This is a genomic window from Polaromonas sp. P3_A5 (assembly GCF_056403055.1).
In genome coordinates this window covers 2,474,674-2,486,917 of record NZ_JBFUGF010000001.1, presented here as the reverse complement: position 1 = coordinate 2,486,917, position 12,244 = coordinate 2,474,674, and the positions used below count along the sequence as shown (strand labels likewise).

The window sequence follows — 12,244 nt, the reverse complement described above, 5'->3', positions numbered from 1 at the left end:
TTCTCCGGGCCGCTGGCGTCGCCCCCTTGAGGGTGGAGGCGCCGCAGGCGCTTCGGGGGTGGATCATTTTCCGCCATAGCCCATGGTTTGTGGCAGCCAGAGAACGATCTGCGGGAAGCAAGTCATGGCCAGCAACAGCAACAACAGCATGACGAGGAAAGGCCAGCCTTCCTTCATCATTTCGCCGATGGGAATGCCGGTAAGGGCTTTCGTCACGAACAGCAGCATGCCGAAAGGCGGGTGGATCAGGCCGATCATCATGTTGAGCACCACCAGCACGCCGAAGTGCACCAGGTCCACGCCCAGCAGCTTGGCTGCGGGCAGCAGCATGGGCACAAACACCAGTAGCAGCACCGAAACATCGAGGAAGCAGCCCAGCACCAGGAACATGACGTTCACCATCAGCAAAAAGCCGATCTGTGAAAAATGCATGCTGTCGACCCACGCGGCCATGGCCTGCGGCACGCCTTCGGCGGTGAAGGCGTAGTTGAGCATGAAGGAGCCGGCCAGGATCATGGTGATCACCGCGCTGGCGCGTGTGGATTCCATGACCACGACCCAGAAGCTGCGCCACGTCAATGCGCGGAACACCAGCGCCGCCAGGATCAATGCATGCAGCGCGGCCACGGCGGCGGCTTCGGTCGGCGTGAAGATGCCGGAGTAAATGCCGCCCAGCAGCACGATGGGCATGGACAACGGCAGCGCACCACGGAAGATCAGGCCGGCCCATTCCGAGCGTGGCACAGGTTCGTCGCGTGGCATGTTGCGCTTTTTCGCGATGACCGCGACCACGCCCATCATCAGCCCGGCCATCAGGAAGCCCGGCACCACGCCGCCCAGGAAGAGCGCGCCGACCGAAGCGCCCGACACCAGCGCGTAAATCACCATGGGGATCGACGGCGGGATGATGGGGCCCAGCGTGGCGCTGGCCACCACCACCGCGCCGGCAAAGCCGCGCGTGTATTCCGGTTTTTTCAGCATCTGGCGAATCGTGACCAGGCCGGGACCGGCCGCGTCGGCGATTGCACTGCCGCTCATGCCCGAGAAAATCACGCTGACCAAAATGTCCACCTGCGCCAGGCCGCCGCGAAAGCGGCCCACCAGGATGCGGCAGAAGTCAAAGATCCGTTCACTGACCGTGCCAGCGTTCATGATGTTGGCGGCGAAGACAAAAAGCGGCACCGCCAGCAGCACGTAGCTGTTGTAAAGGCCGTTGCCGATTTGCTCGGCCACCAGGCCGATGTCCTGGCCCTTGACCACGAGGTAGCCGATGCCCGCCGCGATCATCGAAAAACCGATGGGCATGCGCAGCAGCATGCCGCCCGCCAGCACCCCAACCAATACCCAGATAGCGCTTGTCATATCCGCAGCTCCGCTTCAAGACCCTTGCCCCGGATCGCGTTCCAGATCGCCCAGGCCGAGCGCACCGCCAGAGCAGCAAGCAGCAGCACAAAAGGCATGAAAACCCATTGGAAAGACACGCCCAGCACGGGCGTTCCTTCGCGGGCCATGAAATGCACATAGTCCCAGCAGCCCGGAATGCCCCAGGCCGCCAGGCCACCCACGATCAGGTTGCCGGTAATCGCCATGGCCTGGCGGCCGCGGTAGGGCATGTTGTTCCAGACCAGGTCGAACACCACATGCTCGCGCTCAGGCACCACCACGGCGGCGGCCCACAGGATGACCCAGACATAGAGGATCACGGCTGCCTCATCCGTCCAGGCCAGCGGCTTGTTGAAGAAAAACCGCGCCGTGATCTGGATCACGAACACGATGAACAGGGTCAGGAAGAGTCCGCCGCCAATCAGATTGGCGGTTTTTTGGAGCCAGCTTTTCATGGTTGTTTTCAGGGAACTCTGCAGGAATTACTTCGTGCTGTTGATGCGCTCAAGCAGGCCTTTGGGCCACGCCTTGGCGTACTCGGAGTTCTGGTAAGTCGTCTGCACCGTCTTGCGGAAAGCGTCCACATCGGGTGTCGTAACGGTCAGGCCTTCCTTCTTGAAGAATTCGACGAGCTGGCCTTCTTCCTTGATGCGGTTTTCATTGTTGTAGGCGGAAGCAGCCTGTGCAGCCGCCTTGACCTTGGTTTTTTGCGTCGCGTTCATGGCGTTGTAAGCCTTGTTCGAAATCGCAATGAAGATGCCGTCCACCAGATGGCTGGTCAGCACGATCTGCTTGGTCACTTCATAGAATTTCGCCGCGCGCACGGAGGGCAGGGGGTTGTCCTGGCCGTCGATGGTGCCGGTCTTCAGGCCCAGGTAAACCTCGCCAAAGGCCAGCGGCGTGGGCGTGGCGCCCAGTGCCTCACCCAGGAACAGCCATTCCTTGGAGCCTGGCATGCGCAGCTTCACGCCTTTGAGGTCAGCCGGAACCTTGACGTTGCGAGCTTCGCGCAGGTTGACCTGGCGTGTGCCGAGGTACACGGTGGACAGCGGCGTCACTTCCATTTTTTCGGAGACCAGCTTGAACATCTCGGTGCCGATGGGGCCGTTGAACACCTTTTGCTGGTGGTCCGGGTCGCGCACGATATAACCGGCCGTGAAGATCGAGAACTCGGGAATCAGCTTGGCGATGTCAAAAGCGGAAATCGACGACAGCTCAAGGTTGCCGCGCGCCATGGCGGCTGGCTCTGTGCCCTGCTTGAAGAGCGATGCATTCAGGTTGATCTGCACGTCGAACTCGCCGGGCGCGCTTTTTTCAAGGTTCTCCTTGAAGACCGTCCACATCTTGGCGTGCCAGTCATCCGGCACGGCCGGCGTGGAAACGCGCAGCACGACCTTGTTCTGTGCCTGTGCGGCGGGCAGCAGGGCGCCCATCAGCAGCACGGCGGAAGCGGTGCCCAGCAGGCTGCGGCGGAAAATACCTTTGAGGGAAGCTGTCATGTTGTCTCCTTACTTTGTCGTTAAGTCGCGTGAAATTATCGAAACCGTACCGGGACCAGCCCGGCGTGGCGTCACTCGGATTTTGTATTAACCCCGAAGGCGCTGATGGTTTTTTCCAGTGCCGTGTATTCATCGGGTGTCAAAGCTACCAGCGGTGCGCGCACGCGCAGCCAGGTCTTGTCGCCGCTCAGCATGGCCATGATCCCCTTGAGTGCGGGCATCAGTGAATAGGGTCCCAGCATGCCGATGAGCTCGACAACGCGTTCGCGTTCAGCGGGGGTAGTGGGGGCGTCGGGCTCCGTGACCAGCCGCTTGACCAGGCGCGGCATGAAATTGGCCAGGCCGCTGATGGCGCCGGTGCTGCCGCGGCGGCCCATCTCCGGCAGGTCGGGCTCGAACCCGACATACACCGTCATCTCCTTCATGAACGCATCGGACAGGCCGACCGAATGTGCGGTGGTGCAGGCGCTGTCCTTGATGCCCACGATGGTGTCCGGGTACTGCTTCTTGAGCGTGCTGATCACATGGTGCGACAGCGGAACGCCCGTGACCTGGGGGATGTGATACAGGTATAGCTTGAAGGGTGTGCCGGCCATGCCGTCGATCACAAAGCGGTAGCTGTCGATGATGCCCTGGTCGGACACGCCCTTGAGGAAAAACGGCGGCAGCATCAGGCAGCCGTGCACCCCCGCCTTGACGGCGTGGCGCGTCAGCTCCAGCGTTTCGGGCAGGGCGGCGCAGCTGGTTGACACCATGATCTGCGCGGCCGGGATGCCGTTCTTGATGAGCTGGTCAATGGCTTCCTTGCGCTCGGCCAGGGAAAAAGACGGTCCTTCGCCAGTGGTGCCGAAAGCGGTCACACCGGGGCAACCGCTGGCGATCAGCGCCTTGCAATGGGCTGCGAATTTTGCGTGGTCAATGTTCAGGTCGGCCGTGAGTGGCGTCAGCAGGGCGGGCCAGATACCGCGAAACGATTTTTCGGCGGCGGGGAAAGAACTCGTCATTCAGGGGTCTCCAAAGACCACGGCATATCGGGCCGCGGCAGTCCTAGCACACGTCGGTGCGCGCTTTCAATGTGGTGGCTCAGGCGTTCGATCACGGCAGGCGCGTCGCGCCGCTTGAGGGCGTCGATAAACCAGAGGTGCTCTTCCATGGCTGGAATCAGCACGTCGGGTGAAAGGGTCGAGCCTTCGAGCTTGATCAGGCGCACACGCAGGCTGTTGATGCGGTAGACCTCGGAGATCAGCTCGTTGCCCAGTGCGTCGATCATCAGGTCGTGCAGGCCCCAATCCACCGCTGTGGCGTCCTTGAGCAGGCTGTCGTCAATGGCCTTTTTCCGCGCACGCTTGACGATGTTCAGGTGCGCCTGCTCGATGGCTGCGAGGTCGGCGTCCGACACGGTGGTGACAAAGCGGGTGGCGGCCTCGCGCTCCAGCAGGCGGCGCAGCTGAAAGGCGTTGTTGATCAATTTGAGGTCCACGTGGGCGACCTGCAGGCCGCGCTGCGGCACGGTCTTGAGCAGGCCCTCGGCTTCCAGGCGGGGAATCAGCTCACGTACGGCGCCCAGCGGCATACCCAGCAGCTGCATCAGCTCACGTTGCGAAACAAACTGCCCGGGGCGAATGTTGGCATCGACGATTTGCTGCTGAAAGCTCTCATAGGCCTGCGCGCGCAGGCTGATGGGCGGGGCGTGAGGCGCTTGCGCCGTACCGCTCATGGGTCAGCCCGCGTCGCTGGATATGACGCCCTTGCGCAGCAGGATGTTGCCGTACTTGCGCTGCTCGCCCGTCTGCAGGATCAGGAAGGCCGCTTCGGTGCGCGCATAAAACTCAAACCGTTCCAGCGTGGCGGCTGGCCGCTCGGCCGCCTGGGCCAGCAGCGCGGAAAATTCGGCGACAGGGGCGGGCACAGCGCCGGCATCACCCACCACCTGCATTGTCCAGGCAGCGTCGCGCACGTAGTTGTCCAGCGGCAGAAGTTGCAGCACGGCCTGCAGCGCCTGCGGCGACGTGACGCCCGCCAACTGCACTAGCCGGGCGCCCCCCCGGGCCGCCACGGCAGCGGCTGGAAAGTTGGCGTCCACGATGGCGACGTCATCCCCATGGCCCATGCTGCAGAGTCCATGCAGTGCGTCAGGGATCAACAGTGGCGGAATATTCTTGAGCATGCGTTGGGGGCGAGGTAGTGATAGGCAATAGCCCAGATCCGCCCGGCTTTTCAGGCTGCGGGTTTCTCCGGGTTGGATGACTGACATGTTAGCTATAACATTGCTGAACTTTTATTGGTGTTTACCCGGAACTGCGGTTTGCCGGCATGTTGAAATGACTTCCACCTCTTCCAGTCTCACATCCCTTCGGCTCGGGCTCGGCGGCGCGCCGCTGGGGAACCTGTTTTCGACCGTCAGCAACGAAGAGGCGAAGGCATTGGTGGATGCCGCCTGGGCCGGCGGCTGCCGCAGTTTTGACACGGCACCGCACTACGGCCATGGGCTGTCGGAGCGGCGGATGGGCGACGCACTGCGCTCGCGGCCACGGGACAGCTTCACCCTGTCCAGCAAGGTCGGCCGCATCCTGACACCTGACGGGCGTGCCGCGACCGCCCAGCACGGCTATGTCGACATCCTGCCTTTTAACCAGCATTGGGACTTCAGCGCTGGGGGCACGCGCCGCAGCGTGGAAGACAGCCTCCAGCGGCTGGGCATGTCCCGGCTCGACAGCGTCTACATTCACGACCCGGATGCACAGACCCATGGCACCAATGCGAATGCTGTGCTGCGTCAGCTGATTGACGAAACGTTGCCGGCACTGCAGCAACTGAAACGCGAAGGCCTAGTACGCGCAATCGGGCTGGGCACCAATGATGTCGGCGTCGTACTGGACGTATTGCGCGAAGCCGAGCTGGATGTGCTGATGCTGGCCGGCCGCTACAGCCTGCTGGACCACAGTGCGCTGCCCGTTTTGCTGCCGCAGTGCCTGGCGCGCGGCGTGCGCATCGCACTGGGTGGTGCATTTAACTCGGGCATTCTTGCTACCGGGACGCGCGGCGGTGCTGCAACTTTCAACTACGCGCCGGCCGCGCACGAATGGCTGGAGCGGACCGCGAAAATTGAAGGGGTTTGTGAAGCGCACGGTGTTCCACTGCGCGCCGCTGCGCTGCAGTTTCCGCTGGCACACCCGGCCGTGCACAGCCTCATGCTGGGTGCCCGCAAAGCCGGCGAATGGACGGACGCCGTGGCCATGATGGCGCACCCCATCCCGCCGGAGTTCTGGACAGCGCTGCGCACGCAGGGCCTGCTGCCCGCCGAGGTGCTGACGCCATGACATCGTTTCCGGTGATTGACGCGCACTTTCATTGCTGGCAGCTGGCGCGTGATGACTACGGCTGGCTGACACCGGAGCTGGCGCCGATCTACCGCGATGTGGCCGTGAAGGACTGGCAGGCGCAGTCTGCGCCATTGGGTGTGCGGGGCGGCGTGCTGGTGCAGGCCGCAGCCACTGAAGCCGAAACACATTTTTTGCTGACGCAGGCCGATGCGAGCCCCGGTGTGCTGGGTGTGGTCGGCTGGGTGGACATGCTGGCGCCCGACGCACCTGCCCGCATAGCGGCGCTGGCCCGCCACCCCCGGCTCAAGGGACTGCGCCCGATGCTGCAGGACATTGCCGATGCGCAATGGATACTGCAGCCAGCGCTGGCGCCGGCCCTGCATGCGATGGTGGAATGCGGCCTGGTGTTCGATGCGCTGGTCAAGCCTGTGCACCTGCCGCATATCGTGACACTGGCGCGCCGGCACCCGGATTTGCGCATGGTGATAGACCATGCCGCCAAACCTGACATCGCTGCGGGCCAGTGGCAGCCCTGGGCCGACGACATGCTGCGCATTGCCGGTGAGACACAGGCCTATTGCAAACTGTCGGGCCTGATGACCGAGGCCGGGCCGAAGCCGGCTGCCGGCGCTGTCACGCGCTGGGGCAAGCGCGTGCTCAAAAGTTTTGGTGAGCAGCGTGTGGTGTGGGGCAGTGACTGGCCCGTGCTGGAACTGGCCGGCAGCTACGCGCAGTGGTGGGGCGAGACGCAACAATTGCTTGCGCCGCTCGACGTAGCGAGCCAGGCGGCCGTCATGGGTGGCAACGCCAGAGAGTTGTACTGGCTTTAAATCCCGGTTTGCGCTCTGCTTTGCGCGCCGTCTTTAGAATCATCCGATTGTCTGCACTGAAAGCGCATCGCGTGACCGAATCCTCCAACCCTTCCGAAAGCCCGCAGCAGGTTTGCCGCGCCGACTACGGCAATCCCGTGCATGCCGCCGCTGTCGTGCAAATGCTCGACGCCTATGCGCAAGACCCGGCCGGCGGCGGCAAGCCGCTCAGCGATTTTGCCAAAGATAATCTCGTCAGTGAACTCGCCAAACGCCCGCACGCCTTCAGCGTGCTGGCCTTTAGCGGCGACAAGGCTGTCGGCCTCGTCAATTGCATTGAAGGTTTTTCCACCTTCGCCTGCCGCCCGCTCGTCAACATCCATGACGTGGCCGTGCTGCCCGGCCACCGTGGCCAGCGTATCGGCGAGAGAATGCTTGCGCTGGTGGACGAGATTTCACGCGAACGCGGCGCCTGCAAACTGACGCTCGAAGTGCTGCAGGGCAACCGCAGCGCCATCAAGCTTTATGAGCGCATCGGTTTTGCCGGCTACCAGCTGGACCCGGCCATGGGCCAGGCGCAGTTTTTCCAGAAGTGGCTGGAGTGAGTGCGTCTCAAAACACGATCACGATCTCTTGGTTCAATAAAATGTCCTCTATCGACCAGAAGCAGACATGAGCATGAACCTTCTAGTTGCGTTTTGCGGATTTCTTCTAGTTCCTGTTCTTATCTACACACTCGGACGCACAAAGCTTGCATCGAAGCGAACTACCGATGTGCTCGTCGGTTGGTGCTTGATCGCAGCCGGACTGCTCTTTCTCGTTGTCGGAATGGTTGTGCTCATGAAGTCCGGACATCTGCTGAATCCGTCCAAGCGTGGACCGGTCACTGTGGCAGTCGATGACACCGACTGGCTCGGGCTGTTCATGGCTCTCGCGATGTGTGTGTTCTGCGCCGGAGTAGCCTTTTGGAGCGGCCTTTCACTACTCCGGGAAAGACAATCGCCTTGATCAACTGACCGGCGGCGATGTCTGCTTTGCGCCAGAGCGGACATTCGCGAATAGGCGTTAGTGCCGGTCTAGCTTCAAAGTACCTCGCCACAAGATTAGCCCGGAATCGCCTTCGGGTTCACCAGGCTTTACCTGTTCCGTGACTTTCCATTGCAGAACATTTCCAATGCGGGTCGCCTTGCCGCGCACGACCTCTCCGTTTCTGCCACTCGTCACGGTGAGGTCGGCACTGTTACCGCGTGCGGTGCCTTCAACAGTATTCTCGCCGCCCTCATTCAGCCTGCCGCAGCCGACGGTAGCCATCTGATGGTCGCCGGTCACCCGTTTCCCGTCTTGCTTCAGCACAAACGTCGCGATGCCGCACTCGGCCTTCGAGCTCTTCTCTGCCGGGGAACGCAGATCAATCGTCCATGTACCGTCGAACGGTGCAGCATGAACTACACCAAACGTCGAGGCCATGATGCCAAAGGCGATGAAATTGAGGGGTTTCATTGAGAACTATTAGGACTTGCTTCTATGCCTGCTTCTGGTCGATAGCGGACATCCTAGTTCAATCTGTGTGCCGGGCTGTCGTGGACGACGGATCACGCAGCAACATCAATGCCGCAAAGGCCACCAGGCCCAGCGCTGCTGAAAACCACAGCGCGCCGCTGCCAAAACGGTCAATCGCCAGGCCAAACAGCCACGGCGCAGTTGCCTGCGCAAAGCGCGCTGGCACCATCAACAATCCCTGGCGCGCCCCGTAATCCCGCACGCCAAACAGCACCAGCGGCAGCGTGCCCTTGGCAATCGTCAGCACGCCATTGCCGGCGCCGTGCAGCACGGTGAACACCGCCCCTGCCGGGATGCCAAAAAACAGGAACACCACTGCGCCCAGCGTGTGCAGGCAGCTGGCCACCCGTGCCGACACCAGCGGGTGGATGTTGCGCAACAGGCCGTATTCGAGCAGGCGGCCGGCCACCTGCGCGGGGCCGACAAGTCCGGCAAATATCAGTGCCGTGGCCAGTGGCACGCCGTGCGCCTGCAACAGCCGCGGCAGGTGTGCGGCCATGGCTGTGCTGATGAACCAGGTGACGGCAAACACCAGCGCCAGCAGGACTGCGGTGCGGGCCGTGTTGGAGGCGAAAGAGGAGCTGGAAGACGTGGGAGAACTGGAGGGGGCGGACGGTGTGGATGCCGCAGAGTGCGCTGGCACTTCGGGTTGATCTGCATCGGGGTGAGCCCCGGCAGCAATGCCTGACGCGGGCGAAGCTGGAAGCCGCCAGTTCAGCGGCAGCCCCACCAGCAAATGCAGCGCAGCCCAGGCCAGGCAGGTCGCGCGCCAGCCCCACTCAAGCTCCAGCCAGGTCGACAAGGGCCAGCCCACGGTGCTGGCAAAGCCGGCAAACAGCGTGATGCCGGTGATGGCGCCGCGCGCGTCTTTCCCGTACAGGTGAACCAGCGCGGCAAAGGCCGCTTCGTACAGGCCCGCAGCCATGGCCACGCCCAGAATCACCCAGCCGGCAAACAGGCCCACCGGCCCTTGTGCCAGGGCCAGCACCAGCAGGCCAGCGGCAAAAATCAGGCTGTTAGCGGCCAGCACCGGCCTTCCGCCGTGCCGGTCAATGGCTTTGCCCGCAGCCGGGCCCAGCAATGCGGAGACCACCAGCGCGGCAGAAAAAGCGGCAAACACGGTGGGCGTGCCGACGCCGAGGTCGCGCGCCATGGGCACCGCCAGAATTGCCGGCAGGTAGTAGCTGGAGGCCCACGCCAGCGTTTGTGCGATGCCCAGCTGGACGACGGTGGCAGAACGGCTTTTCGGTGTCACAGCCACAAGGGTACCAAGTACGGACGCGGTGCCTTGATTCGCCGCCTGCGTTTCAGCCTTGGCTCACCGCCTGCTGCCGGCCGAGCGCATGGTGCAGGGCGACGCCCGCCAACGCACCGGCAGCCTGGGCAGCCACAAAGCCCGCTGCACTGGCGGGCGCGATGCCGGCAAAACTGTCTGACAACATGCGTCCCAGCACGGCGGCCGGGTTGGCAAACGAGGTGCTGGCGGTGAACCAGTACGCTGCGCCGATGTAGCAGGCGACCAGCGCCGGCGCCTTGGCCGCAGGGGCGCGCAGCACGACAAAAATCAACCCGCCCGTGGCGACCGCTTCGGCTAGCCACTGACCCCAGCTGCTGCGCAGTTTGGTACTGAACTGCAGCACGCTCATGTCAAACATGGCATGGGCCAGCCAGGCTCCGGCTACAGCGCCCAGTAGCTGGAATGCTATAAAAAGAATAGCTGCTTGCGCCCGTCTCTTATGGGTTGCAGGGCCTTTTGACCACATAACAAGGGTGACCAGCGGGTTGAAGTGCGCGCCACTGACGGGCCCGAGCAGCTCGATCAGCACGTACAGCGCCCACACGGTGGCCAGTGTGTTGGCCAGCAGGGCCACACCCATGTTGCCGCCGCTCAGGCGTTCGGCCATGATGCCCGAGCCGATGACGGCGCAGAGCAGGGCGGCGGTGCCGATGAATTCCGCCAGTGCCTGACGCGCGAGCGAGGGCGCGTCAGGGGGGCGCGGTGCCTCCGCTACGGCAGGGCTTAACAGCACGCCGCTTTTGTGCTGGAAGCTGCGCCAGCGGGCGCGGCGCAGCAGGCCTTGCCGGCGGCGGGCTTGGCTTCGCTGAACACTGGAATGCTGTCCAGCGTATGGAACTGCTCCCAGGCGATGCCTTGCGGGTCAGTCAGCCAGTATTTGTCGCTGCGGGCGTAGCAGCAGGTGGTGGGGCCTTCGTCCAGCAGCGTCATGTCGGCGCGGGTGGCACTGGCTTTCAGGGCCTGCAGCTCTTCGGGCCTGTCGACCTGAATGCCCAGATGGTCCACGCCGGGCGCACTTCCCCGGGTAGAGATGGCAAAGTTGACCGGCGGGTCGCTGAGCATCCACTTGGCATAGTCGGCCTCGGTGCGGGCAGGCTGCTGGTCAAACATGGCCGAGTAAAAGGCGATGTTCTGCTCGAGATCTTTCACGTGGACGTGGACATGGAAGCGTTTCATGGGGCTCTCCTTGGGTGGTTGTGTTGGCTTGGATCTGTGCGTGATGGAGGTGGTGGCGTGCAATCGCGTAGGGTGTTCAGCAGTTGCTGCAATCGGCCTTGGTGGCTACTTCACAAGTGCCGCCTTCGCAGCAGTGCTCTGTCAGGTAGCCCAGCAGCGCATTCATTTGCCCGAAGTTGGCGCGGTAGATCAGGTTGCGCCCGCGTGCCTCGCTGTTGACGAGGCCGGCGTGTGAGAGCTCTTTGAGATGGAAAGACAGGGCACTCGGTGCGACGCCCAGTTGTTCGGCCATCGCGCCCGGCGTCAATCCCTCAGGCCCGGCGACGACGAGGGCGCGGAACGCGCGCAGGCGCTGGGCTTGCGCCAGCGCTGCCAGGGCCTTCACGGCAGAACCTTCCTCAAGCGGGGGAAAATCAAGGTTTGGGATTAATGCTTTCATAATTCAAATATAATTGAAATATTGAATCGATGCAACCAATCCCTTTTTCAGGAGTGAACTTATGCCTTCCGCCGTCACGATTTACCACAACCCCCAATGCGGCACGTCGCGCAATGTGCTGGCGCTGATCCGCAATGCCGGCATCGAACCCGAGGTCATCGAATACCTGAAAACACCACCCACACGGGAAAAGTTGCTGGAGCTGGTCGCGCAGATGGCGGTGCCGGTGCGGGAGGTGGTCCGGCAAAAGGAGGCCGTCTACAAGGATCTGGGCCTGGACGACGCCACGCTGGCCGACGAAGCCCTGATCGACGCGATGCTGGCCCATCCCATCCTGATAAACCGGCCCATCGTCGTCACGCCGTTGGGCACGCGCCTGTGCAGGCCTTCGGAAGCCGTGCTGGACATCCTGCCCATGCCGCAGCGGGGTGCGTTCAGCAAGGAAGACGGTGAACAGGTCGTCAATGACAAAGGGGAGCGTGTGGCGGGCCGCTGAGCTTCCCAGCCTCAACGCAATGCAGTCCGGGCCGTTCGACTGCCCGGCCGGTAGCACGGTCTGTCCATGGTCATGCATAGGCGGCAATGTCGTCTTTTCGGTCATTTCCGCTGTTTAACCGGGGGAATGGGCACCTGATTTGACAAATGCTGTGCTTATAGGCCCAAGAATGCTGGTGCCCCCGCGTTTCCTCACGCATAATCGGGAGGTGCGGCTGCCATTGCATTCGCACAGGTTAGGTGATCGGTCAGTTTCGCGCGCT

At 62.7% G+C, this 12,244-nt stretch carries 16 protein-coding genes; 5 read left to right on the top strand and 11 right to left on the bottom strand.

Annotated elements, in window-relative coordinates; genetic code table 11:
- Positions 1-63: 63 nt before the first annotated feature.
- The 6 genes from AC1DU8_RS11820 to AC1DU8_RS11795 all read right to left on the bottom strand — a co-directional run bounded on the left by AC1DU8_RS11820 (position 64) and on the right by AC1DU8_RS11795 (position 5,049).
- Positions 64-1,362: a TRAP transporter large permease gene (locus AC1DU8_RS11820; RefSeq protein ID WP_457278706.1), complete on the bottom strand. Its 1,299-nt coding sequence runs from the start codon at positions 1,360-1,362 to the stop codon at positions 64-66.
- A complete protein-coding gene (locus AC1DU8_RS11815) occupies positions 1,359-1,838 on the bottom strand; it encodes a TRAP transporter small permease (protein WP_457278705.1) in 480 nt (159 codons plus the stop codon). The genes AC1DU8_RS11820 and AC1DU8_RS11815 overlap by 4 nt, the downstream gene beginning before the upstream one ends.
- A gap of 27 nt (positions 1,839-1,865) precedes the next feature.
- A complete protein-coding gene (locus tag AC1DU8_RS11810; protein ID WP_477667198.1) occupies positions 1,866-2,882 on the bottom strand; it encodes a sialic acid TRAP transporter substrate-binding protein SiaP in 1,017 nt (338 codons plus the stop codon).
- Positions 2,883-2,953: 71 nt separating this feature from the next.
- Positions 2,954-3,886 (bottom strand): dihydrodipicolinate synthase family protein, encoded by a 933-nt coding sequence (locus tag AC1DU8_RS11805; RefSeq protein WP_477667199.1) that lies wholly within the window; start codon positions 3,884-3,886, stop codon positions 2,954-2,956.
- On the bottom strand, positions 3,883-4,599 hold the full coding sequence (locus tag AC1DU8_RS11800) for a GntR family transcriptional regulator (RefSeq protein ID WP_477702118.1): 717 nt from the start codon (positions 4,597-4,599) through the stop codon (positions 3,883-3,885). Before AC1DU8_RS11800 ends, AC1DU8_RS11805 begins: the two co-directional genes overlap by 4 nt.
- A 3-nt stretch (positions 4,600-4,602) precedes the next feature.
- Positions 4,603-5,049 (bottom strand): RbsD/FucU family protein, encoded by a 447-nt coding sequence (locus AC1DU8_RS11795; RefSeq protein WP_457278701.1) that lies wholly within the window; start codon positions 5,047-5,049, stop codon positions 4,603-4,605.
- A gap of 154 nt (positions 5,050-5,203) precedes the next feature.
- On the opposite strand from AC1DU8_RS11795, the gene AC1DU8_RS11790 reads away from it, so the two are divergent.
- The 4 genes from AC1DU8_RS11790 (at position 5,204) to AC1DU8_RS11775 (ending at position 8,022) form a co-directional block, all read left to right on the top strand.
- The gene (locus AC1DU8_RS11790) at positions 5,204-6,202 is read left to right on the top strand and encodes an aldo/keto reductase (RefSeq protein WP_477726782.1); all 999 of its coding nucleotides are present in this window, start codon (positions 5,204-5,206) and stop codon (positions 6,200-6,202) included.
- On the top strand, positions 6,199-7,035 hold the full coding sequence (locus AC1DU8_RS11785) for an amidohydrolase family protein (RefSeq protein ID WP_477702116.1): 837 nt from the start codon (positions 6,199-6,201) through the stop codon (positions 7,033-7,035). The genes AC1DU8_RS11790 and AC1DU8_RS11785 overlap by 4 nt, the downstream gene beginning before the upstream one ends.
- A 161-nt stretch (positions 7,036-7,196) precedes the next feature.
- Positions 7,197-7,619, top strand: a complete 423-nt coding sequence (locus AC1DU8_RS11780) for a GNAT family N-acetyltransferase (RefSeq protein ID WP_477727048.1) — start codon at positions 7,197-7,199, stop codon at positions 7,617-7,619.
- 67 nt (positions 7,620-7,686) lie between these two features.
- Positions 7,687-8,022: a hypothetical protein gene (locus AC1DU8_RS11775; protein WP_477689012.1), complete on the top strand. Its 336-nt coding sequence runs from the start codon at positions 7,687-7,689 to the stop codon at positions 8,020-8,022.
- A gap of 57 nt (positions 8,023-8,079) precedes the next feature.
- Here the strand turns inward: AC1DU8_RS11775 and AC1DU8_RS11770 are convergent, their stop codons facing one another.
- From AC1DU8_RS11770 to AC1DU8_RS11750, 5 genes are all read right to left on the bottom strand, one after another.
- On the bottom strand, positions 8,080-8,514 hold the full coding sequence (locus AC1DU8_RS11770) for a hypothetical protein (protein WP_477689013.1): 435 nt from the start codon (positions 8,512-8,514) through the stop codon (positions 8,080-8,082).
- 58 nt (positions 8,515-8,572) lie between these two features.
- Positions 8,573-9,829, bottom strand: a complete 1,257-nt coding sequence (locus tag AC1DU8_RS11765) for an MFS transporter (protein ID WP_477726781.1) — start codon at positions 9,827-9,829, stop codon at positions 8,573-8,575.
- Between the two features lie 52 nt (positions 9,830-9,881).
- The gene (locus AC1DU8_RS11760) at positions 9,882-10,604 is read right to left on the bottom strand and encodes an aquaporin (RefSeq protein ID WP_457278695.1); all 723 of its coding nucleotides are present in this window, start codon (positions 10,602-10,604) and stop codon (positions 9,882-9,884) included.
- Positions 10,595-11,047, bottom strand: coding sequence for an ArsI/CadI family heavy metal resistance metalloenzyme (locus tag AC1DU8_RS11755; protein WP_477667202.1), 453 nt, complete (start codon positions 11,045-11,047; stop codon positions 10,595-10,597). The genes AC1DU8_RS11760 and AC1DU8_RS11755 overlap by 10 nt, the downstream gene beginning before the upstream one ends.
- 76 nt (positions 11,048-11,123) lie before the next feature.
- Positions 11,124-11,486, bottom strand: a complete 363-nt coding sequence (locus AC1DU8_RS11750) for an ArsR/SmtB family transcription factor (RefSeq protein WP_477667203.1) — start codon at positions 11,484-11,486, stop codon at positions 11,124-11,126.
- A gap of 61 nt (positions 11,487-11,547) precedes the next feature.
- Between AC1DU8_RS11750 and arsC the strand changes: the two genes are divergently transcribed.
- Positions 11,548-11,982 (top strand): arsenate reductase (glutaredoxin), encoded by a 435-nt coding sequence (gene arsC / locus AC1DU8_RS11745; RefSeq protein WP_477667204.1) that lies wholly within the window; start codon positions 11,548-11,550, stop codon positions 11,980-11,982.
- Positions 11,983-12,244: the final 262 nt, after the last annotated feature.